The following is a 22,542-nucleotide window of genomic DNA, read 5'->3' as shown; positions in this document are numbered from 1 at the left end:
CATGACCAACACTTCCAAGCCTCTCGCCGCTCCCGCGCACGTCAGCGCCATCGCCCCTTACCAGGCAGGCAAGCCCATCGAGGAACTGGCCCGCGAATTCGGGCTGGATCCGGCCGGGATCGTCAAGCTGGCCTCCAACGAGAACCCGCTGGGCATGCCGCAGTCGGCGCGCGCCGCCATGCTGGCCGCCGCCGAATCGCTGGCGCGCTATCCGGATCCCAATGGCTTCGACCTGAAGGCCGCGCTGGCCGCGCGCTACGAAGTGCCGATGAACTGGATCACGCTGGGCAACGGCTCCAACGACATCCTGGAAATCGCCGCGCTGGCGCTGCTGGAGCCGGGTGCGTCGGCGGTCTACGCGCAGCACTCGTTCGCGGTCTACCGCCTGGCCACGCAGGCCCGCGGCGCGCGCCACATCGTGGTGCCGGCCAAGGACTACGGCCATGACCTGGACGCCATGTTCGACGCCATCGCCGACGACACGCGTCTCTTGTTCATCGCCAATCCCAATAATCCCACCGGCACCTTCGTGCCGGGCGACCAGGTGGCCGCGTTCCTGGAGCGCGTTCATGCCGCGCACGGCGACCGTGTCACGGTGGTGCTGGACGAGGCCTACAACGAATACCTCGAACCGCAATTCCGCTTCGACAGCACCGCGCTGGTGCGCCGCTATCCCAACCTGATCGTCTCGCGCACCTTCTCCAAGGCCTATGGCCTGGCGGGCCTGCGCGTGGGTTTCGCGGTGGCGCAGCCGGCCCTGACCGACCTGCTCAACCGCGTGCGCCAGCCGTTCAACGTCAACACGCTGGCGCAGGCCGCCGCCGTGGCCGCGCTGGGCGATGCCGCCTACCTGGAACAGGCCTATGCCTCCAACAAGACCGGCAAGGCGCAGCTGTGCGAAGCCTTCGACCGCCTCAAGCTGCGCTACGTGCCGAGCTACGGCAACTTCGTGCTGGTGCACGTGGGCGATGCGCCGCGCATCAACCTGGCGTTGCTCAAGCGCGGCGTGATCGTGCGCCCCGTGGCCGGCGACGGCCTGCCCGAGTGGCTGCGCGTGTCCATCGGCCTGCCGCAGGAAAACGCCCGCTTCATCGACGCGCTGACCGCCATCCTGTCCGAATGAACGGCGCTTCCTCCAAGCCGAATCAGGGGGCCGCTGGCCCCCTGATTCCTGTGCTGGCCGTCGTTGGCGTGGGCCTGATCGGCGGTTCCTTCGCCGCGGCGCTGCGCCAGGCGGGGCAGGTGGGACGGGTGCTGGGCGTGGGGCGCAATGCCGCCTCGCTGGCGCGCGCGGTGGAACTCGGCCTGATCGACGAAGCCGTCAGCGCCGAAGACGCCGCCGCCCGCGCCGACCTGGTGTTCCTGGCCACGCCGGTGGGCGGGCTGAAGGACATGCTGGCGCGCATGCTGCCGCATCTGCGCGATGCCACGCTGCTGACGGACGGCGGCAGCACCAAGGCCGAGGTGGTCGATGCCGCCCGCCTGGCGCTGGGCGCGCGCATCGGCCAGTTCGTGCCGGGCCATCCCATCGCCGGCGCCGAGCGGACCGGCCCCGAGGCCGCCGAAGCCGGCCTGTACCAGGGCCGTTGCGTCATCCTGACGCCGCTGGCCGAGAACAGCGCCGCCGCCATTGCCGTGGTGCGCGATGCGTGGCGGGCCTGTGGCGCCCAGGTCATCGACATGGACGCCGGCGCGCACGACCGGGTGCTGGCCTCGGTCAGCCACCTGCCGCACCTGCTGTCGTCGGTCTACATGGAGCAGGTCGCCACCGCCGACGACGCCGCCACGCGGCTGGCGCTGGCCGGCAGCGGCTTCCGTGACTTCACCCGCATCGCGGCGGGTTCGCCCGAGATGTGGCGCGATATCTTTCTATCCAACCGCGACGCCATGCTGGCCGAGCTGGCGGCCGTGCGCGCCGTGCTGGATCGGGCCGAGCGCGCGATCGACGGCGGCGACGGCGCGGCCTTGCTGGCGCTGCTGGACACGGCGGCGCAGGCGCGCCGCAACTGGCGCAAGGAGTAATCGACATGGGCGCTTTGCCTTTCCTGGATCTGCCGCGCGCGCGGCGCGCGCAGGGCGTGATGGCCTTGCCCGGTTCCAAGAGCATTTCCAACCGCGTGCTGTTGCTTGCGGCCATCGCCGACGGCGAGACCGCCATCACCGGACTGCTGGATTCCGATGACACCCGCGTCATGCTGGCCGCCTTGCGCCAGCTGGGCGTGGCGGTGTCCGATCTGGCCGAGGGCCGTGTCACCGTGCGCGGCGTGAGCCGCTTCCCGGCCGACAGCGCCGACCTGTTCATGGGCAACGCCGGCACCGCCATCCGGCCGCTGACGGCGGCGCTGGCGCTGATGGGCGGCGATTACCGCCTGTCGGGCGTGCCGCGCATGCACGAGCGTCCCATCGGCGACCTGGTCGATGCGCTCAAGGCGCTTGGCGCCCGCATCGACTACCTGGGGCAGCCCGGCTATCCGCCGCTGCATATCGGCCGCGGCGAGATCGCCACGCCGGCCGTGACGCAGGTGCAGGGCTCGGTCTCCAGCCAGTTCCTGACCGCCTTGCTGCTGGCGGCGCCGTTGCAAGCCGCGCAGAGCGGCCTGCCGGTGGTGATCGAGGTGGCGGGCGAGCTGATTTCCAAGCCGTACATCGAGATCACGTTGAACCTGATGGCGCGTTTCGGCGTGACCGTGCAGCGCGACGGCTGGAGCCGTTTCACCATCGCCGGCGGCGCGCGCTATCGCAGCCCGGGGCAGATCGCGGTCGAAGGCGATGCCTCGACCGCCTCGTACTTCCTGGCGCTCGGCGCCATTGGCGGCGGTCCGCTGCGGGTGACCGGCGTGGGCGCCGACAGCATCCAGGGCGACGTCAAGTTCGCCGACACCCTGGCCGCCATGGGCGCGACCGTGACGTATGGCGACGGCTGGATCGAGATCAGCGGCGTGCGCGTGGCCGAGGGCGGACGCCTGAAGGCCTTCGACACCGATTTCAACTTGATCCCCGATGCCGCCATGACGGCCGCCGCGCTGGCGCTGTACGCCGACGGCCCCTGCCATCTGCGCAACATCGGCAGCTGGCGCGTCAAGGAAACCGACCGCATCCACGCCATGCAGACCGAACTGGAAAAGCTGGGCGCGCAGGTGGAATCGGGGCCGGATTGGCTGCGCGTGACCCCGCCGGCCGACGGCGCCTGGCGCGATGCCCACATCGGCACCTGGGACGACCACCGCATGGCGATGTGCTTTTCGCTGGCCGCGTTCGGCCCGGCGGCGGTGCGGATTCTGGATCCGGGTTGCGTCAGCAAGACGTTCCCGGGTTACTTTGATGTCTACGCCGGCCTGGTGTCGGCGTAGCGACCACGGGCTTCGGCCCATTTCCCTTACATGACTTCGACTGATCCGACCGTGACTTCCGCCGCTCCCGTCATCACCATCGACGGCCCCACCGCCTCGGGCAAGGGCACCGTCGCCCACCGCGTCGCCAAGGCGCTGGGCTGGGCGGTGCTGGACAGCGGCGCGCTATACCGGCTGACCGCCCTGGCGGCGATCAACCGCGGCGTCGACGCGGCCGACGAGCCCGCCGTGGCGCGGGTGGCCGAGACGCTGGATGTGCGTTTCGACGGCCCCCACGTCTATCTGGAAGGCGCCGACGTCGGCCATGAAATCCGCCGCGAGGCCGTCGGCAATTTCGCGTCGCGCGTGGCTGCGTTCCCCGGCGTGCGGCAGGCTCTGCTCGAGCGCCAGCGCGCGTTCCGCCTGCTTCCCGGTCTGGTGGCCGATGGCCGCGACATGGGCACGGTGGTGTTCCCTGATGCGTCCCTGAAGGTGTTCCTGGTGGCCGATGTGGTCGCACGAGCCGAGCGGCGGCGTAAGCAGTTGATCGAAAAGGGAATTTCTGCTAATCTAGACGACCTTTTGCGGGATATGCGCGAGCGGGATGCCCGCGACACGCAGCGCGCCACGGCGCCGCTTGCTCCCGCAGCGGATGCACACGTGCTGGATTCGTCGAACCTGACGATTGCGGAGACCGTGCAGGCAATACTGGATCTCTGGCAGGCCAGCCCCGCTAAGTAAGCAGCAGGGCAGGCATTCGCTGAATGTATGAATGGCGGGTATCCCCGCCAATCGTTTGAATGGCGGGTATCCGCCAGTCGTTTTTTTTATCGGCCCTGTCTTCGCCAGGCGAACCCCCCACGGGACACCCCGCAAGGGCAAACCGGCAGGCAGGCATTTTGACTCCACTGTGGCGGGCAATCCGCTGCGGTGTGTTTTTAACGGCCATTTTGGCCCAATGGATTTCAACCCCATGTCTTCCGTTTCCACTACCGCCACCGGCGGCGAAAGTTTCGCCGACCTTTTCGCCCAGAGCCTCAAGAGCCAGGACATGAAGTCCGGCGAGGTCATCAGCGCTGAAGTCGTGCGCGTCGACCACAACTTCGTCGTCGTCAACGCCGGCCTGAAGTCCGAAGCGCTGATCCCCCTGGAAGAGTTCCTGAACGACCAGGGCGAGCTCGAAGTGCAACCCGGCGATTTCGTCTCGGTGGCCATCGATTCCCTGGAAAACGGCTACGGCGACACCATCCTGTCGCGTGACCGCGCCAAGCGCCTGTCGGCCTGGCTGCAACTGGAAAAGGCCCTGGAAAACGGCGAGCTGGTCACCGGCACCATCACCGGCAAGGTGAAGGGCGGCCTGACCGTCATGACCAACGGCATCCGCGCGTTCCTGCCGGGTTCGCTGGTGGATCTGCGTCCGGTCAAGGACACGACCCCGTACGAAGGCAAGACCCTCGAATTCAAGGTCATCAAGCTCGACCGCAAGCGCAACAACGTCGTGCTGTCGCGTCGCCAGGTGCTGGAAGCCAGCATGGGCGAAGAGCGTCAGAAGCTGCTCGAAACCCTGCACGAAGGTGCCGTGGTCAAGGGCGTGGTCAAGAACATCACCGACTACGGCGCGTTCGTGGACCTGGGCGGCATCGACGGCCTGCTGCACATCACCGACATGGCCTGGCGCCGTGTGCGTCACCCCTCCGAAGTCCTGCAAGTGGGTCAGGAAGTCGAAGCCAAGGTCCTCAAGTTCGACCAGGAAAAGAGCCGCGTCTCGCTGGGCGTCAAGCAGCTGGGCGAAGATCCGTGGGTGGGCCTGGCTCGCCGCTACCCGCAAGGCACCCGCCTGTTCGGCAAGGTCACCAACCTGACCGACTACGGCGCGTTCGTTGAAGTCGAAGCCGGCATCGAAGGCCTGGTGCACGTCTCCGAAATGGACTGGACCAACAAGAACGTCGATCCGCGCAAGGTCGTGACCCTGGGCGAAGAAGTCGAAGTCATGGTCCTGGAAATCGACGAAGACCGTCGTCGCATCTCGCTGGGCATGAAGCAGTGCCGCCAGAACCCGTGGGAAGAGTTCGCCACCAACTTCAAGCGTGGTGACAAGGTCCGCGGCGCCATCAAGTCGATCACCGACTTCGGCGTGTTCGTCGGCCTGCCCGGCGGCATCGATGGCCTGGTTCACCTGTCCGACCTGTCGTGGACGGAAACCGGCGAAGAAGCCGTGCGCAACTTCAAGAAGGGCGACGAGATCGAAGCCGTGGTTCTGGGCATCGATACCGACAAGGAACGCATCTCGCTGGGCATCAAGCAGCTGGAAGGCGACCCCTTCAACAACTTCGTTGCCACGTTCGACAAGGGCGCCGTGGTTCCGGGCACCATCAAGTCGGTCGAAGCCAAGGGCGCCGTCGTGACGCTGTCCGTGGACGTCGAAGGCTACCTGCGCGCTTCCGAGATTTCCTCGGGCCGCGTCGAAGATGCCACCACCGTGCTGAACGCCGGCGAGAACATCGAAGCCATGATCGTCAACATCGACCGCAAGACGCGTTCGATCCAGCTGTCGATCAAGGCCCGTGACAACGCCGAAACCGCCGAAACGATCCAGCGCATGTCCGACGCCAGCGCTTCGTCCGGCACCACCAACCTCGGCGCGCTGCTGAAGGCCAAGCTGGACCAACAGCGCAACGACGGTTAATTCGTGACCAAGTCGGAGCTGATCGCCGCCTTGGCGGCCCGCTATCCTCAGCTGGCCGCCCGCGACACCGATTACGCGGTCAAGACCGTGCTCGATGCAATGACCCAGGCCCTGGCCTCGGGCCAGCGCATCGAGATCCGCGGTTTTGGCAGCTTCTCGCTGTCGCAGCGGTCTCCCCGTATCGGCCGCAATCCGAAATCCGGCGAACAAGTGCTGGTGCCTGGCAAACAGGTGCCGCACTTCAAGGCGGGCAAGGAATTGCGCGAGCGGGTGGATTTGGTCGGCGGCAATGACGAGGACGCTCAATCCTCTGGATCGAGTGAACCGATGCCGTCCATGGCGAGCATGCACGCCATGCATTGACGGCACGGCCAGCAAGCTGCCTTCGGGCAGATCGGACCGCGAGCAACGCCCCTTGAGCAATCAAGGGGCTTTGTTTTTGCAGAGGTCGCTTACAATTGACCCTCTCGAATTCTTAGGAGCATGCGTCATGCGCTACCTTGTCTGGGCCCTGCGATTGCTCGTGTTCGTGGCGGTATTGATGTTCGCGTTGAAGAACACCGACCCCGTCGCCGTGAAGTTCTACGCCGATTACGTGGTGCAGGATGTGCCGCTGATCGTCGTCATGCTGGTGGTGTTCGTGGTCGGCGCCCTGTTCGGCCTGCTGCTGACCGTGCCGGCCGCCATGCGCCGCCGCCGCGAGGCCATCCGCCTGCGCCGCGAGCTCGACCGTGTGCAGGCCGCCGTGAATGGCACGACCCCGGCCGTGCCGCCGGAAGCCGTCGCGCCGATGTCGCCGCTGTGACGGCGCCGCGCCGTCCGCAAGCCTTTCTTTTCCGCATGAATCTACGCAAGAGCCCGCATAGTGGATTTTGAACCTTGGTGGTTGATATTCGTGCCGGTGTTGTTCGCGCTCGGCTGGCTGGCCGCGCGCTTCGACATCCGGCAGATGCTGCGGGAGACCCGCAGCCTGCCCGATTCGTATTTTCGGGGCCTGAACTTCCTGCTCAATGAGCAGCCCGACCGCGCCATCGACGCGTTCGTCGAGGTGGCCAAGCTCGATCCAGAGACCACCGAACTGCACTTCGCGCTGGGCAGCCTGTTCCGTCGCCGCGGCGAAATGGAACGCGCCATCCGGGTGCACCAGAGCCTGCTGAACCGTTCCGACCTGCCAGCGGCCGAGCGCGAGCACGCGCAGCACGAACTGGCGCAGGACTTCCTCAAGGCCGGCATGCTCGACCGTGCCGAAAGCGGCTTCGAGCAGCTCAAGGACACCCGCTACGCCTTGCCCGCGCTGCGGTCGCTGATCCGCATCTACGAATCCGAACACGACTGGCCGCGCGCCATCGAGGCCGTCAAGACGCTGCACGGCCTGGTGGACGAGCCGGTGCCGCAGATCGTGCATTACTACTGCGAGCAGGCCTCGACGGCGCTGGCGGCCAAGCCGCCCAACGTCGATGCCGCGCACGCCGCCCTGGACGCCGCCGACCACGCCTTGTCGACCGCCGACGCCGGCATGTCGAGCAAGGGCGCCGTGGTGCGCACCGCCATGCTGCGCGCGCGCCTGGCGCTGATCGAGCAGGACCCCAAGCGCGAGCGCCTGTACCTGGAGTCGGTCATGACCGACGCGGCCGAGTACGCCGGGCTGGTGGCCGAGCAGTTGCTGGCCAACTACCGCGCCGCCGGCCAGGCCGAAGCCGGGCTGGAACTGCTGCAGCGGCAGTATGCCCGCCACGCTTCGCTCGACCTGTTCAACGTCGTGTTCCGCGAGCTGCGAGTGCAGCAGGGCTCGGCGCCGGCCTGGGCGTTCGCCCGCGGCGCCCTGCGCAGTCATCCGTCGCTGCTCGGCCTGGATCGCCTGCTGGAAGCCGAACTGGCCAATTCGGAAGGCGCCACCGAACAGGGCCCCGTGCCCGGGGCCGACCTGACGCTGCTGCGCAGCCTGATCCACAAGCATACGCAACGACTGGACCGCTACGCGTGCCGGAGCTGCGGTTTTCAAGCGCGCCGCTTCTATTGGCAATGTCCTGGCTGCAACGCCTGGGAAACCTACGCGCCGCGTCGTCTGGAAGAACTTGAATGAGCCAATTTCCCGCCGAATCCATTTCGCATAGCCGCGTGCTCGTGGTGGGCGATGTCATGCTGGACCGCTACTGGTTCGGCGAGGTGGAGCGTATTTCCCCCGAGGCGCCAGTGCCGGTGGTGCGTGTCGCGCGCCGCGAGGACCGCCTGGGTGGCGCGGCCAACGTGGCGCGCAACGTCGCCGCGCTCGGCGGCCATGTCACGCTGGTGGGCGTGCTGGGCGAGGACGAGGCCGGCGACAGCGTGCGGCGCCTGGCCACCGAGGCCGGCATCCAGGCCGACCTGATCGCCGACCAGAGCCTGCACACCACGCTGAAGATGCGCGTGCTGGGCCGCCAGCAGCAGCTGCTGCGCGTCGACTTCGAGCAGCATCCTGCCCAGGAGGCGCTCGACAGCATCGACGCCGCGCTGGCGCGCCACCTGGCCAACCACGACATCGTGGTGCTGTCCGATTACGCCAAGGGCGTGCTGACCCGGGTCGAGTCGCTGATCGCGCTGGCGCGCAGCGCCGGCATTCCGGTGCTGGTCGATCCCAAGGGCGACGACTATTCGCGCTATCGCGGCGCTACGCTGGTCACGCCCAACCGTTCCGAAATGCAGCAGGCCGTGGGCCGCTGGAATTCCGAATCCGAACTGACCGATCGCGCGCAGCGCCTGCGCGCCGATCTGGACCTGGAAGCCTTGCTCGTGACGCGTTCCGAGCAGGGCATGACTTTGTTTACCGACATGGGCCGCGAGCACGTCGACGCGCAGGCGCACGAGGTGTTCGACGTGTCCGGCGCGGGCGATACCGTGCTGGCGACGCTGGCCGTCTCGCGCGCCATCGGCCTGCCGTGGGCGGATGCCATGGGCTGGGCCAACCGGGCCGGGGGCATCGCCGTGGGCAAGCTGGGCACGTCCGTCGTCACCGCCGCCGAACTGGCAGGAGAACTCTCATGATCGTCGTTACCGGAGCCGCGGGCTTCATTGGCAGCAACCTGGTGCGTGGCCTGAACCGCCGCGGGATCGAGGACATCATCGCGGTCGATGACCTGACCGAGGGCGACAAGTTCGTCAACCTGGTCGACTGCAAGATCGCCGACTACATGGACAAGGACGACTTCCGTCGCCGCGTCGCCGACGGCAGCCTGCCGGAGATCCGCGCCGTGCTGCACCAGGGCGCCTGCTCGGACACCACCGAGCGCAACGGCCGCTACATGCTGGACAACAACTACCGCGTCACGCTGGAGCTGTTCGAGTTCTGCCAGGCGCGTCGCATTCCGTTCCTGTATGCCTCGTCGGCCGCGGTCTACGGCGGCTCGTCGATCTACGTGGAAGACCCGGCCAACGAAGGCCCGCTGAACGTCTACGGCTATTCCAAGCTGCTGTTCGACCAGGTGCTGCGCAAGCGCATGGACTCCCTGACCGCCCAGGTCGTCGGCCTGCGCTACTTCAACGTCTACGGTCCGCACGAGCAGCACAAGGGCCGCATGGCGTCGGTGGCCTTCCACAACATGAACCAGTTCCTGGAGCACGGCCACGTGCGCCTGTTCGCCGGCTGGGACGGCTATGTGGACGGCGGCCAGAGCCGCGACTTCATCTCGGTCGAGGACGTGGTGGCGGTCAATCTGCACTTCCTGGACCACCCGGAGCAGTCGGGCGTGTTCAATTGCGGCACAGGCCGGGCCCAGCCGTTCAACGACGTCGCCGCGGCGGTGGTGAACACGCTGCGCGCCGAACGCGGCGAGGCGCAGCTGACGCTGGCCCAGCTGGTCGAGCTGGACCTGATCCGCTACATCCCGTTCCCGGACGACCTGAAGGGCCGTTACCAGAGCTACACCCAGGCCGACGTCAGCCGCCTGCGCGCGGCGGGCTTTGTCGCCCCCATGCGCGACGTGCAGACCGGCGTGGCCGAGTATGTGCGCTACTGGCGCGCGCGCACGTAGGCCGCCAACGGCCGCCGCCCGCTGGTGGCCGTGCCGACAGGAAAAAAGAGCCGCCCACCCGGGCGGCTTTTTTTCGCCTACGCAGTTGCCGAGGTGGATCAATCCATTCACCGCGCACCCGCCCGGCACGGCGGGCGGGCCATGATCCGGAGGTGGCACGGCAACCGTCGCGCCGCGTCTTTTCCGGAGACCTGTCCAATGAATCCCTTCCTCCATTCCGCCGTCGCCCGCCGCCTGCCGGCATTGCCTTGGCGTCGCCCGCAGCGCGCCGCCGCGCGCCGTGGCGCGCCGGTATTGCGCCAGGCGCTGGGCGTGGCCTTGCTGGCCGCCGGCGTGGCGCACGCGCCCGCGCAGGCGCTGGACCTGAACGACGCCACCGCGCAGCAGCTCGAGGCCATCCGTGGCATCGGGCCGCGCACGGCGCAGACCATCGTCAGTGAACGCGACCGCGCCGGCAAGTTCGAGTCGCTGCAGGACCTGGCCGATCGGGTGCGCGGCATCAGCCCGAAAAAGGCCGAGGCGCTGGGGGCCGCCGGCCTGACGGTGGGCGCGGCCGGCGACGGGCCGAAGGCCGCGGGCGTGAAGCCGGCGGTCGCGGCGCCGGCCGGGGCCAGATCCGCGGCAGGGGCGGGCGCCGCCAAGGCCGCGGCGGCGGGCGGCGCGGCCGCCAAGCCGGGCAAGGTCCAGGCGGACACGGTCCAGGCGGGCAAGGCGGGCAAGGCGGGCAAGGCGGCGGCCGTCTCCCGACCCTGATCGGCGCCAGCATGGGGCTGGTGCGCCGCCACGGCCACCGTGGCCGGGACGGGCGCCGCGCCCATCCGGCCGGCGGCGGGCCGCGACGCCCGCCGCCGCGCGGAACCCCTGGCGCGAGCGCGGCTTTTGGCGACGCGCCGCGCCGGGCGGGGTTATCATCGGCTCCATGACTACTACCTATCCCACTATCGAGCAGACCGTCGGCAACACGCCGCTGGTGCGCCTGCAGCGCATTCCCGGCGCCGCCGGCGCGGCGCGCGGCAACGTCATCCTGGCCAAGCTGGAAGGCAATAATCCGGCCGGCTCGGTGAAGGACCGCCCGGCGCTCTCCATGATCAAGCATGCCGAAGAGCGCGGCGACATCAAGCCGGGCGACACGCTGATCGAGGCGACCAGCGGCAATACCGGCATCGCGCTGGCCATGGCCGCCGCCATGCGCGGCTATCGCATGATCCTGATCATGCCCGACAACCTGTCGGTGGAACGCCGCGCCGCCATGACGGCCTATGGCGCCGAGCTGATCCTGACGCCGGCCGACAAGGGCGGCATGGAATACGCCCGCGACCTGGCCACGGAAATGCAGGCCGATGGCCGCGGCGTGGTGCTGGACCAGTTCGCCAATCCGGACAACCCGCGCGCCCACATCGAGACCACCGGCCCGGAAATCTGGACCCAGACCGAAGGCCGCGTCACGCACTTCGTCAGCGCCATGGGCACCACCGGCACCATCATGGGCGTGTCCACCTACCTGAAGTCGCGCAATCCGGCGGTGCAGGTGGTCGGCGCGCAGCCGGCCGAGGGCTCGTCGATTCCCGGCATCCGCAAATGGCCGGAAGCCTATCTGCCCAAGATCTTCGACCGCAGCCGCGTGGACGCCTACGAGTCCATCCAGCAGGCCGAGGCCGAAGTCATGGCGCGCCGCCTGGCGGCCGAAGAAGGCATCTTCGGCGGCATCTCGTCGGCCGGCGCGCTGGTCGCCGCCCTGCGCGTGGCCGAGCGCGTCAATGACGCGACCATCGTCTTCATCGTCTGCGACCGCGGCGACCGCTACCTGTCCACAGGCGTCTTCAATACCTGACGCGCCGCGCGCGGGTTTGTCCGCGCGTCCAGGAAAAAAACGCCCCACGTTCCGGAGACCGTCCGGGACGTGGGGCGTTTGCATTGCGCGCCCGGCCGCGATCAGCCGGGCGAGTCCAGTCCTTATTCGGGCTGGATGTTGGCGTCCTTCATGACCTTGATCCAGCGCGCGCTTTCGGCCAGGTTGAAGGCTTCGGCTTCCTGGTAGCTCATGGTGCTGGGCAGGGTGCCTTGCGACTTCAGCGCCTCGACCACCTTGGGCGATTGCGACGCCTCGATCATGGCCTTGTTGAGCTTGGCGATGATGGGTTCGGGCGTGTCCTTGGGCACCCACATGCCGTACCAGGTGACGATGTCGAAACCGGGCAGGCCGCTCTCGGCGATGGTCGGCACGTCGGGCAGCTCGGCCAGGCGGGTCTTGGTGGTGACGGCGATCGGGCGCACCTTGCCGCTCTGGATCAGGGGCAGGGCGGGCGCCAGCGGCGCGTACATCAGGTCGACGTGACCGCCAGCGACGTCGGTCAGGGCCGGGCTGCTGCCGCGGTAGCCGACGTGCGAGATGGACGCCTTGGTGGTGGTGTTGATCAGCTCGCCGGCCAGGTGCGGCAGCGTGGCCACGCCGGGCGAGGCGAAGCTGAGCGAACCCGGCTGGGCCTTGGCCTGCGCGATCAGTTCGCCGAAGGTCTTGAACTTGGAATCGGGCGGCACCACCGCCACCATCGGCACCGTGCCCAGCACGCCGACCATGCGGAAGTCCTTGATCGGATCGAACGTCAGGCTCTTGAACTGGGCCGGATAGATGCCCTGCACCGACGGGTTCATCAGCACGGTGTAGCCATCGGCCGGCGCGCGCGCGACCTGGGCGGCGCCGATGGTGCCGCTGGCGCCGGGACGGCTTTCGATCACCAGCGGGTGGCCGAGGATCTCACCCATGCGCACGGCGATCACGCGGCCCACCACGTCGGTCGGGCCACCCGCGGCCCACGGCATGATCACGCGGATCGGCTTGTCCGGATAGGCGTCCTGCGCCTGCGCGCCAGCCAGCGGCAGGGCCCCGATGGTGATCGCCGAGCATGCCGCGGCGAGCAAAGTGCGCTTGTTCATCTGCTGTCTTCTCCTACAAAGGTAAGGTTGGCCGAGGGCAGGGCCGCGTACAGCAGCGCCTTGACCTCTTTCAGTTGCTGGCCAGTGGTGGCTTCGTTCTTCTGCATGCGCCCCAGGGGGCCGGCCACCACGATGGCGAAGGGTTGTTCATAGGCGCGGAAACCGAGCGAGATGGACATCACGTCCTCGACGTTTTCGCCGAGGGAGCGTTGCCAGCCGCGCTGGATGCCGGCCTGCAGGTCGCGGTCGAACGCGGCCTGGCTGGTGAGGGTGGTCTCGGTGTACGAGGCGAACCCGGGGTAGGTCTTGAACCATTTCTGGCGCTCGTCCTCGGACAGCACCGAGAGCAGGGCCTTGCCCGAGCTGGTGGCGTGCACCGCCTTGAATCCGCCAGGCTGGTGCGAGAAGCGGATGGTCTGCTTGGACTCGGCGACGATCAGGTACACGACCTTGTCGTCGGCCAGCTTGGCCAGCAGGGCGGTCTCGCCGGTGATGTCGCGCACTCGCGCCAGCACCGGTTCGATCACGGCGTTCAGCGGGTCGCTGCGGCAGATCAGGGTGGCGACGTGGATCAGCTTCTGCGTCGGGTAATAGCCGTGCTTCTTGCCGATCTCGTACAGATAGCCGCGCGCCACCATGGTCTTGAGCAAACCATGGCAGCTGGACAGCGGGATCTCCATTTGCGCGGCGATCTCGCTGTACAGCAACGGCTTCTGCGCCTCGGCGAAGAGGTTCAGAACATCCAGGACTCGCGCGGCTGTTTTCACATCCATGATGTTATTATCCTATATGTGATAAATTTGTGTCAAATTCTTAATTCATGGCTAAGGAGCCGCGCCACATGAGATGGAAGAACCGTCCCGAGGGATCCAACTGGGGAGACTTCGGCCCTGATGACCAACGGGGTTGCCTGAATTACATCACTCCCGCAAACGTGATGAAGGGAATCCAGGAAGTCCGCGAGGGCTTGAGCTTCTGTCTGTCGCTGCCGCTGGATTATCCGGGTGGTAATGGCGTCAACGTGCGCCGCCATCCGCCCAAGCTGCGCCCGACCGAGCGCGACGGCGACCAGTACCTGAACTTCCCGCTGGGCCGCCTGCGTCCGGGATGCGTCGACGTGCTGAGCGACGACATCGTCGAGATGAGCCTGCAGTACTCGACCCAGTGGGACTCGCTGGCGCACGTGGGCGCCTTGTTCGACGCCAATGGCGACGGCCTGCCCGAACGCGTCTACTACAACGGCTACCGTCCCAACGAACACGTGGTCGGCCCGGTCGATTACGACGTCGACAACGGCTTCGCCAAGACCGACCTGGGCCAGGGCGGCGCCTCCCATGCCAAGAAGCTGGACATCACCCAGCTGGCCGAATCCTGCCTGCAGAGCCGCGGCGTGATGGTCGATCTGGCCCGGCATTTCGGCCGCGAGCAGAAGTCGGTGGGCTATGACGACCTGATGCGCATCATCGAGGCCGACCGCATCGAGATCGAGCAGGGCGACATCGTGCTGTTCCACACCGAGTTCGGCGACGCGTTGCTGGAAAAGGCGCGTCAGCCGGATCACCACACCCTGCACGAGATCTGCGCCGGGCTGGACGGCAGCGATGAGAAGCTGCTGCAGTGGATCACCGATTCCAAGGTGGCGGCGATGGCGTCGGACAACCATGCGCTGGAAATCTACCCGACGCAGAAGCCCAACGCCTGCTGCGCGGCGCTGCCGCTGCACCACCATTGCATCTTCAAGCTCGGCCTGCCGATCGGCGAGATGTGGTACCTGGGCGCGCTGGCCCGCTGGCTGACCGCCAACGGCCGCAGCCGCTTTCTCCTGACCGCGCCGCCGCTGAACCTGCCGGGCGCGGTGGGCTCGCCCGCCACGCCGGTGGCCACGGTCTGAGGCGTAACGGCGCGGCGCGGGCGCAGCGGGCACCGGCGCCTCAGCGGCCGACGCGCGCCTCGATTTCGCTGGCCAGGTCGGCCACCGCGGTGGCGTAGAAATAGCTGCGGTTGTACTTCGTCAGCGCGAAGAAGTTGGGCGTGCCGACGCGGTATTGCGCGGTGCCGCGGGCTTCTTCCACCAGATCGACGATGCCCATGGGCTGCGCGCCCCAGCCATTGGCCGAGGCGCCAGGCTGCAGCCGCGCGCCGGCGGCGGTCAGCGTGCCCCAGGTCTGCTTGGGCTCCAGGCCGCCGTCCACCAGCGCCGTGGGATCGGCCGGCAGCGCCACCGGCGCGAACACCGGCAGGCCGCGTTGCCAGCCGTGCTGCGACAGGAAGCTGCCGACCGACATGATGGCGTCGCGGGTGTTGTTGGTCAGGTCGATATGGCCGCTGCCGTCGCCGTCCACCGCGTAGTGCTTGATGCTGGTGGGCATGAACTGCGGCATGCCGATGGCGCCGGCGTAGGAGCCGCGGGTTTCGAGGTCCAGCTTGCCGCTCATGGCCAGCGTCAGGAAGTCGGCCAACTGGCCGCGGAACATGGTGGCGCGCTCGGGCTTGGCCGGGTCCGGATAATCGAAGGCCAGCGTCGTCAGCGCGTCCAGCACGCGGAAATTGCCCATGTTGCGGCCATACAGCGTTTCAACGCCGATGATCGAGGCGATGATCGGCGCCGGCACGCCGAAGCGCTGCGCGGCCTGGTTGAGCTGGTCGCGATGCTCGTTGTAGAACTCTACGCCCCAGCCGATGCGCTTGGGCTCGACGAAGCGCGAGCGGTAGGTCAGCCAGCTGCGCCAGACCTTCTTGCCCGGCGGCGACGGCGCGATCAGGCGCGCCACCGTGGCGTTGTAGCGCGTGCTTTCGAGCGCGGAGACCATCGGCTTGAGCGGCAGATTGCGTTCGGCGGCCAGGCTTTCGACGAAGCTGCGCACCTCGGGGCGCAGGACGCCGCTGGGGGTGAGGGCGGCCGGGCCGTCGTCCGCCAATTCGGGACCGGGGGTCGGCGCCGCGGGCCCGATGCGGATGGAAGCAGGGTTGCCGGCGGTGACCGCGGGGGGCTGGACGGCGGACGGATTCGAGGCGGTGGGAGCGGTGGTGGAGCAGCCGGCCAGGAGGGCCGACAAAGTGCCGAGTTGCAGTAATCGCCGACAGATGAACATAATCTTCCTTATGGAGACCATGTATCTTACCCACCCGGCATGCCGCTTGCATGAAATGGGCAGTTGGCATCCGGAAAGCCCGCAGAGGCTGGACGCCATTTCCGACCAATTGCTCGCCAGCGGCCTGATGCCCTATCTGGATGACCGGCAGGCGCCCCAGGCGTCCCGCCATGACGTGCTGCGGGTGCACACTGTCCAGTACCTGGACAGTTTGCGCGAACATACGCCCGAGCAAGGGTATTACCCGATAGATCCCGACACCCTCATGAATCCGCACACCTACGAGGCCGCGCTGTACGCCGCCGGCGCGGGGGTGGCGGCGGTCGACGCGGTGATCGGCGGCGAGGCCCGCACCGCATTTTGCGCGGTGCGTCCGCCCGGGCACCACGCCTGCCGCTCGCAGGCGATGGGCTTCTGCTTCCTGAACAACGTGGCCATCGCGGCCCGCCACGCCATGGAGTTCCACGGCCTGTCGCGGGTGGCCATCGTCGACTTCGACGTGCACCACGGCAATGGCACCGAGGACGTCTTCGCCGGCGACGAGCGGGTGCTGATGTGCAGCATTTTCCAGCACCCGTTCTTTCCCAACAGCGGCACCGAGCACCCGGCGGCCAACATGGTCAACGTGCCGGTGGCGGCCTATACGGCGGGCGCCGCCGTGCGCACCATCGTCACCGACACCTGGCTGCCGCGGCTCGAGGCGCACCGCCCGGAACTCATTCTGATTTCAGCCGGCTTCGATGCCCATCGCGAGGACGACATGGGTCAAATGGGGCTGGTGGAGGCCGACTATGCATGGATCACCGAGCAGCTCGTGGACGTGGCCGAACGCCATTGCCAGGGCCGGATCGTCAGCACGCTCGAGGGCGGTTACAACCTGTCCGCCCTGGGACGCAGCGTCGTGGCCCATATACGGGCGCTGGCGAAGCTGTAGAATCAGGAAAAAATTGTGCAATGCGATCCCGGCGCATGCCGGGTAATTATTTCCATTTGGAGGCAGCGGGATGAAGGTGTTGGTACCTGTCAAGCGCGTCGTTGACTACAACGTCAAGGTGCGCGTCAAGTCTGATCAGACCGGCGTGGATATCGCCAATGTGAAGATGTCCATGAACCCCTTTGACGAAATCGCCGTCGAGGAAGCCACCCGCCTGAAGGAAAAGGGCTCCGTGGCCGAAGTCGTGGCGGTTTCTTGCGGCGTTGCGCAATGCCAGGAAACGCTGCGCACCGCCATGGCCATCGGCGCCGACCGCGGCGTGCTGGTCCAGACCGATGCCGAACTGCAGCCGCTGGCCGTGGCCAAGCTGCTCAAGGCTTTGGTCGACAAGGAACAACCGCAACTGGTGATCCTGGGCAAGCAGGCCATCGATGACGACGCCAACCAGACCGGCCAGATGCTGGCCGCGCTGCTGGACTGGCCGCAAGCCACGTTCGCCAGCAAGGTCGAGCTGGCCGATGGCAAGGTCACCGTCACGCGCGAAGTGGACGGCGGCCTGGAAACGCTGTCGCTCAAGCTGCCGGCCATCATCACCACCGACCTGCGCCTGAACGAGCCGCGCTACGTCACGCTGCCCAACATCATGAAGGCCAAGAAGAAGCAGCTGGACACCGTCAGCCCGCAAGACCTGGGCGTGGATCCGGCGCCCCGCCTGAAGACGCTCAAGGTCAGCGAGCCGCCCGCCCGCAAGGCCGGCATCAAGGTGGCCGATGTCGCGGCCCTGGTGGACAAACTCAAGAACGAAGCGAAGGTGGTTTGAAATGACGACGCTGGTTATTGCCGAACACGATAACGCCCAGCTCAAGGGCGCAACCCTGAACGCCGTCGCCGCCGCCGCCAAGATCGGAGGCGACGTCCATGTGCTGGTCGCCGGCGCCAATGCCCGCGCCGTGGCCGACCAGGCCGCGCAGGCGGCCGGCGTGTCCAAGGTGCTGCTGGCCGACGCGCCGCAACTGGCCGACGGCCTGGCCGAGAACGTCGCCGCCCAGGTGCTGGCCGTGGCCTCCGGCTACAGCCACATCCTGTTCCCGGCCACCGCCTCGGGCAAGAACGTCGCCCCGCGCGTCGCCGCCAAGCTCGACGTGGCCCAGATCTCCGACATCATCGGTGTCGAATCCGCCGACACCTTCCAGCGCCCGATCTACGCCGGCAATGCCATCGCCACCGTGCAATCGGCCGACCCGGTCAAGGTCATCACCGTGCGCACCACCGGCTTTGACGCCGTGGCCGCGCAGGGCGGCTCGGCCGCCGTGGAAGACGTTGCCGCCGTGGCCGATTCCGGCCTGTCGAGCTTCGTCGGCCGCGAAGTCGCCAAGAGCGACCGTCCGGAACTGGCCGGCGCCCGCGTCGTCGTTTCCGGCGGCCGTGGCCTGGGCAGCGCCGAGAACTTCAAGATCCTGGATCCGCTGGCCGATAAGCTCGGCGCCGCCCTGGGCGCCTCGCGCGCCGCGGTCGACGCCGGCTACGCGCCGAACGATTGGCAGGTCGGCCAGACCGGCAAGATTGTTGCGCCGCAGCTGTACGTGGCCGTCGGTATTTCCGGCGCCATCCAGCATCTGGCCGGCATGAAGGACTCCAAGGTCATCGTCGCCATCAACAAGGATGCCGAAGCGCCGATTTTCGGCGTGGCCGATTATGGCCTGGTGGGTGATCTGTTCCAGGTCGTTCCCGAACTGACCAGCGCGCTGTAAGCCAACGCGTTTCGGGCGCACGCCCAAAAGCCCGCGGACATTATTTTGTCCGCGGGCTTTTTTCATTCATCGTCGACGATCTTCATTTCCGGCTGACAATCGCAACCATTTGATATTTACGGTGCGAATCTTTTGATCTTTGGAAAGATTCTGATAATGTAGCCGGCGCGCAGCTAGGATTCGCGCAAGTGCTTGGCCTGTACATAACGAAGGAGATTCGGGATGGAATGGTTCTTTGACACTCTGCGGAAATATCCGGAACTGGCGATATTCCTGACCCTGGGTCTGGGATATTGGATCGGGGCCAAAAAGATATTCGGATTCAACCTGGGGGCGGTGACCGGCACCTTGCTGGTCGGCGTGCTGGTCGGCCAGCTCGACATCACGATCGCGCCCATCGTCAAGCAAGTCTTCTTCCTGTTGTTCCTGTTCGGCCTGGGCTATGGCGTCGGGCCGCAATTCTTCCGCGGCATGAAAAGCGATGGCCTGCCGCAGGTCATCTTCGCCGTCGTCATCTGCGTCATCTGCCTGCTGGTCACCTGGGGCACCGCCGTCGGCTTCGGCTTCGATGCCGGCACGGGCGCGGGCCTGCTGTCCGGCGCGCAGACCATTTCCGCGGTGATGGGGGTGGCGACCGATACCATCAACGGCCTGGGCATCGACGCGGCCACCAAGAAGAAATGGATCGACAGCATCCCGGTGGCGTACGCGGTCTGCTACATCTTCGGCACGGTCGGCAGCGCCTGGCTGCTGGCCTCGCTGGGGCCGAAGCTGATGCGCGTGGACATCGTCAAGGAGTGCAAGGAGTACGAGGCCAAGATGTCCGGCGGCGCCGACTCGATGGAACTGTCGGGTTACCGCAAGTTCACGGCCCGCGCCTACAAGCTCGACCACCCGGAATTCGTCGGCAAGACCGTGGGTGATCTGGAGTCGCGGTTCGTCGAGGCACGCGTGTTCGTCGAGCGGATCCGCCGCGGCGACCAGATCATCGACAACGACTCCACCACGGTGCTGCAGGCCGGCGACGTGCTGGGCGTGACCGGACGGCATGACGCGCTGGTGCTGCAGGCGGCCGGCATCATCGGCGTCGAGGTCGAGGATCGCGACCTGCTCAACCTGCCGGCCGAGATCATCGAGGTGGTGCTGACCAACAAGAACCTGGCCGGCAAGACGGTCAAGGAAATCTCCGAAATGGAGTCGGTGCGCCAGTTGGGGCGCGGCGTGTTCCTGCGCAAAGTGGTGCGCGGCGGCCACGAGATGCCGGTCAACTGGGGCCTGAAGCTCGACCGCGGCGACCGCCTCTTCATCCTGGGCGCCAAGCGCGACGTCGAACGGGTGGTCGGCAAGGTCGGCTACGTGGACCGCGCCACCGAGCAGACCGACATGGTGTTCGTGGGCTTCGGCATCCTGCTGGGCGGCCTGTTCGGCACGCTGGTGCTGACCGTAGGGGGCATCCCGATCACGCTGTCGACCTCGGGCGGCTCGCTCATCGCCGGCCTGATCTTCGGCTACCTGCGGTCGGTGCATCCGACCTTCGGCCGCGTGCCGGAACCGGTGCACTGGTTCCTGACATCGGTCGGCCTGACCGCGTTCGTGGCGGTGGTTGGCATCAGTTCCGGGCCGGGCTTCGTGCAGGGCTTCCAGCAGCTGGGGGCCAAGCTCTTCATCGCCGGCATCATCGCCACCAGCATCCCGATGATCCTGGGGGTGTACATCGCCCGCTACGTGTTCAAGTTCCATCCGGCCATCGTGCTGGGCGTCTGCGCCGGGGCCCGCACCACCACGGCCGCCATCGGCCAGATCACCGAGACCGCCAAGAGCCAGGTGCCCGCTCTGGGCTACACGGTGCCGTACGCCATCGGCAATACCCTGCTCATCATCTGGGGCATTGTCATCGTCATGCTCATGACCTAGCGGGATCTTCCGCCGCGCCTGTCAATCGCAAACCAGGAGTACTGAACAATGGCTTCCACCGCGCCTCTCACCGTCAGCCTGGCCTCGGCCCTGAAAACCACCCGTTCGCGCCAGCGCGACCTGGAGCAACTGTCGCCCTTCGAACTGAAGGACTACCTGATCACGCTGGCCAAGGACAGCCAGCAGACCGCCGTCTTGACCATGTTGAACGCCGGCCGCGGCAATCCCAACTGGATCGCCACCGAGCCGCGCGACGCCTTTTTCCTGCTGGGCCAGTTCGCCATGAAGGAAGCGCGCCGGGTGCGCGACGACGTGATCCTGGCGGGCATGCCGCCCAAGAAGGGCTGCGCCGACCGCCTGCGCAAGTTCCTGTCCAAGAACAAGGGGGCGGCGGGCGCGGACTTCCTGGCGGGGGTGCTGGAGTACGGCGTGAAGATCAAGAACTTCGTGCCCGACGAGTGGATCCATGAGCTGACCGACAGCGTCATCGGCGACAACTATCCGGTGCCGCCGCGCGCGCTGGTGCACCTGGAGCAGGTGGTGCACGACTACCTGATCAAGGAAATGTGCGACGGCCGTCCGCCCAAGGGCAAGTTCGACCTGTTCCCGGTCGAGGGCGGCACCGCGGCCATGTGCTACATCTTCGATTCGCTGATGCAGAACGGCCTGCTCAAGCAGGGCGACACCATCGCGCTGTTCCTGCCGACCTTCACGCCCTACATCGAGATCGCGCACCTGGAGCGCTTCCAGTTCAAGATCGTGGCCATCAACGCCAGCAGCGTGCGCGCCGACGGCACCCATGACTGGCACTATCCGGCCTCGGAGATCGCCAAGCTCGAGAACCCGAAGATCAAGCTGGCGGTGACGGTCAATCCCAGCAATCCGCCGTCGGTCGCGTTCAGCCCGGTCGAGATGAAGCAGATCGTGGGCCTGATCCGCAAGAATCCGGACCTGGTGCTGGTGACGGACGATGTGTACGGCACCTTCGTGCCCAACTTCCGTTCGCTGATGGCCGAGGTGCCGCACAACACCATCTGCGTGTATTCGTTCTCGAAGAACTTCGGTTGCACCGGCTGGCGCCTGGGCGTGATCGCGACCCACGAGAAGAACACCATGGACCGCCGCATCGCCGAGCTGCCGGCGTCGTGGAAGAACCGCCTGAACAAGCGCTACGGCGCCATGACCATGGAGCCGGAGAAGCTCAAGTTCATCGACCGGCTGGTGGCCGACAGCCGCAACGTGGCGCTGAACCACACGGCCGGCCTGTCGCTGCCGCAGCAGGTGCAGATGGGCTTCTTCGCGCTGTCGCACCTGCTGGACCTGAAGGACGCCTACAAGCACCTGACCATGCAGATCGTGCGCGCCCGGCGCGACGCGCTGTGGCGCGGGCTGGGGGCGCCGCTGCCGCCGGAAGACCCGATGCGCGGCTGGTACTACGTCGAACTGGACTTCATGGTGTGGGCCAGGAACACCTACGGCGACGCCTTCTGCAAGTACATGACGTCGAACTACGAGCCGGTCGACTTCCTGTTCCGCCTGGCCGAGAAGTCAGGCGTGGTGCTGATGGACGGCGGCGGCTTCGGCGGCCCGCCGTGGTCGATCCGCATTTCGCTGGCCAACCTGGATGACGGCGACTATTCCAAGATCGGCAAGCACATGGTCGACGCCGCCACCGAATACGTCGAAGCCTGGAAGGCCGGCCAGCTGGTGCGTTCGGGCCCCACCGCGGGCAAGGGCCAGAAGGTCAAGGCCGCGGCCGCCAAGCGCAAGGCGGGAGGCAAGCAGGCGGCCAAGAAGGCGGTGAAACAGGCCGTCAAACAGGCCGCCAAGGCCGAGCGTTCCGCCAAGAAAGGGATCAAGTCGTAGCCTGCCGCCACCACATCCAGGGTGACATG

The 22,542-nt window shown here is 67.1% G+C and carries 21 protein-coding genes; 18 read left to right on the top strand and 3 right to left on the bottom strand.

The features are described 5' to 3' along the window. Position 1: 1 nt before the first annotated feature. The 12 genes from hisC (at position 2) to cysM (ending at position 11,853) form a co-directional block, all read left to right on the top strand. Positions 2 to 1,123, top strand: coding sequence for a histidinol-phosphate transaminase (gene hisC, locus I6I07_RS30780; protein WP_198484933.1), 1,122 nt, complete (start codon positions 2 to 4; stop codon positions 1,121 to 1,123). After that, complete coding sequence (locus tag I6I07_RS30775) at positions 1,120 to 2,022, top strand: prephenate dehydrogenase (protein WP_198484932.1); 903 nt, start codon at positions 1,120 to 1,122, stop codon at positions 2,020 to 2,022. Before hisC ends, I6I07_RS30775 begins: the two co-directional genes overlap by 4 nt. Positions 2,023 to 2,027: 5 nt before the next feature. After that, a complete protein-coding gene (gene aroA, locus I6I07_RS30770; RefSeq protein WP_198484931.1) occupies positions 2,028 to 3,350 on the top strand; it encodes a 3-phosphoshikimate 1-carboxyvinyltransferase in 1,323 nt (440 codons plus the stop codon). 30 nt (positions 3,351 to 3,380) lie between these two features. Further along, positions 3,381 to 4,070 carry a (d)CMP kinase gene (gene cmk / locus I6I07_RS30765; RefSeq protein WP_198484929.1) on the top strand — a complete coding sequence of 230 codons (690 nt, stop codon included), beginning with the start codon at positions 3,381 to 3,383 and terminating at the stop codon, positions 4,068 to 4,070. 232 nt (positions 4,071 to 4,302) lie between these two features. Next, a complete protein-coding gene (gene rpsA, locus I6I07_RS30760) occupies positions 4,303 to 6,015 on the top strand; it encodes a 30S ribosomal protein S1 (protein ID WP_006393619.1) in 1,713 nt (570 codons plus the stop codon). 3 nt (positions 6,016 to 6,018) lie between these two features. Next, entirely contained in the window at positions 6,019 to 6,378 is a 360-nt protein-coding gene (locus I6I07_RS30755) for an integration host factor subunit beta (protein ID WP_006393620.1), read from the top strand. Between the two features lie 127 nt (positions 6,379 to 6,505). Further along, positions 6,506 to 6,820 carry a lipopolysaccharide assembly protein LapA domain-containing protein gene (locus tag I6I07_RS30750; RefSeq protein WP_006388264.1) on the top strand — a complete coding sequence of 105 codons (315 nt, stop codon included), beginning with the start codon at positions 6,506 to 6,508 and terminating at the stop codon, positions 6,818 to 6,820. A 60-nt stretch (positions 6,821 to 6,880) separates the two neighbouring features. Then, positions 6,881 to 8,098 carry a lipopolysaccharide assembly protein LapB gene (lapB, locus tag I6I07_RS30745; RefSeq protein ID WP_198484927.1) on the top strand — a complete coding sequence of 406 codons (1,218 nt, stop codon included), beginning with the start codon at positions 6,881 to 6,883 and terminating at the stop codon, positions 8,096 to 8,098. Next, entirely contained in the window at positions 8,095 to 9,036 is a 942-nt protein-coding gene (gene rfaE1 / locus I6I07_RS30740; RefSeq protein ID WP_198484925.1) for a D-glycero-beta-D-manno-heptose-7-phosphate kinase, read from the top strand. The genes lapB and rfaE1 overlap by 4 nt, the downstream gene beginning before the upstream one ends. Beyond that, complete coding sequence (gene rfaD / locus I6I07_RS30735) at positions 9,033 to 10,022, top strand: ADP-glyceromanno-heptose 6-epimerase (protein WP_198484924.1); 990 nt, start codon at positions 9,033 to 9,035, stop codon at positions 10,020 to 10,022. Before rfaE1 ends, rfaD begins: the two co-directional genes overlap by 4 nt. A 198-nt stretch (positions 10,023 to 10,220) precedes the next feature. After that, positions 10,221 to 10,775 (top strand): ComEA family DNA-binding protein, encoded by a 555-nt coding sequence (locus I6I07_RS30730; protein ID WP_198484922.1) that lies wholly within the window; start codon positions 10,221 to 10,223, stop codon positions 10,773 to 10,775. Positions 10,776 to 10,941: 166 nt separating this feature from the next. After that, the gene (cysM, locus tag I6I07_RS30725) at positions 10,942 to 11,853 is read left to right on the top strand and encodes a cysteine synthase CysM (protein WP_198484920.1); all 912 of its coding nucleotides are present in this window, start codon (positions 10,942 to 10,944) and stop codon (positions 11,851 to 11,853) included. A gap of 122 nt (positions 11,854 to 11,975) precedes the next feature. On the opposite strand, the gene I6I07_RS30720 is transcribed toward cysM, so the two are convergent. Together I6I07_RS30720 and I6I07_RS30715 are read right to left on the bottom strand one after the other, a co-directional pair. After that, complete coding sequence (locus tag I6I07_RS30720; RefSeq protein WP_198484918.1) at positions 11,976 to 12,956, bottom strand: Bug family tripartite tricarboxylate transporter substrate binding protein; 981 nt, start codon at positions 12,954 to 12,956, stop codon at positions 11,976 to 11,978. Further along, complete coding sequence (locus I6I07_RS30715) at positions 12,953 to 13,729, bottom strand: IclR family transcriptional regulator (RefSeq protein WP_061072098.1); 777 nt, start codon at positions 13,727 to 13,729, stop codon at positions 12,953 to 12,955. The genes I6I07_RS30720 and I6I07_RS30715 overlap by 4 nt, the downstream gene beginning before the upstream one ends. A 68-nt stretch (positions 13,730 to 13,797) precedes the next feature. On the opposite strand from I6I07_RS30715, the gene I6I07_RS30710 reads away from it, so the two are divergent. Beyond that, the gene (locus I6I07_RS30710) at positions 13,798 to 14,847 is read left to right on the top strand and encodes a cyclase family protein (protein WP_035361307.1); all 1,050 of its coding nucleotides are present in this window, start codon (positions 13,798 to 13,800) and stop codon (positions 14,845 to 14,847) included. Between the two features lie 40 nt (positions 14,848 to 14,887). Here I6I07_RS30710 and mltB read toward each other — a convergent pair whose 3' ends face one another. Continuing rightward, positions 14,888 to 16,048: a lytic murein transglycosylase B gene (mltB, locus tag I6I07_RS30705; protein ID WP_198484916.1), complete on the bottom strand. Its 1,161-nt coding sequence runs from the start codon at positions 16,046 to 16,048 to the stop codon at positions 14,888 to 14,890. A gap of 10 nt (positions 16,049 to 16,058) precedes the next feature. Here mltB and I6I07_RS30700 point away from each other — a divergent pair, with 10 nt between their 5' ends. The 5 genes from I6I07_RS30700 to I6I07_RS30680 all read left to right on the top strand — a co-directional run bounded on the left by I6I07_RS30700 (position 16,059) and on the right by I6I07_RS30680 (position 22,513). Continuing rightward, on the top strand, positions 16,059 to 16,982 hold the full coding sequence (locus I6I07_RS30700) for a histone deacetylase family protein (protein WP_198484915.1): 924 nt from the start codon (positions 16,059 to 16,061) through the stop codon (positions 16,980 to 16,982). 70 nt (positions 16,983 to 17,052) lie between these two features. Continuing rightward, entirely contained in the window at positions 17,053 to 17,802 is a 750-nt protein-coding gene (locus I6I07_RS30695; protein ID WP_006393632.1) for an electron transfer flavoprotein subunit beta/FixA family protein, read from the top strand. A gap of 1 nt (position 17,803) precedes the next feature. Beyond that, a complete protein-coding gene (locus tag I6I07_RS30690) occupies positions 17,804 to 18,733 on the top strand; it encodes an electron transfer flavoprotein subunit alpha/FixB family protein (RefSeq protein ID WP_006393633.1) in 930 nt (309 codons plus the stop codon). A 222-nt stretch (positions 18,734 to 18,955) separates the two neighbouring features. Next, a complete protein-coding gene (gene aspT / locus I6I07_RS30685; RefSeq protein WP_198484914.1) occupies positions 18,956 to 20,647 on the top strand; it encodes an aspartate-alanine antiporter in 1,692 nt (563 codons plus the stop codon). Positions 20,648 to 20,695: 48 nt separating this feature from the next. Further along, positions 20,696 to 22,513 (top strand): bifunctional aspartate transaminase/aspartate 4-decarboxylase, encoded by a 1,818-nt coding sequence (locus tag I6I07_RS30680; RefSeq protein ID WP_198484912.1) that lies wholly within the window; start codon positions 20,696 to 20,698, stop codon positions 22,511 to 22,513. Positions 22,514 to 22,542: the final 29 nt, after the last annotated feature.

The sequence above is a fragment of the Achromobacter deleyi genome, from assembly GCF_016127315.1.
Classification (GTDB): domain Bacteria; phylum Pseudomonadota; class Gammaproteobacteria; order Burkholderiales; family Burkholderiaceae_B; genus Achromobacter; species Achromobacter insuavis_A.
Note: the sequence above shows the minus strand (reverse complement) of the source record. Positions and strands in the feature narration are given on the sequence as shown.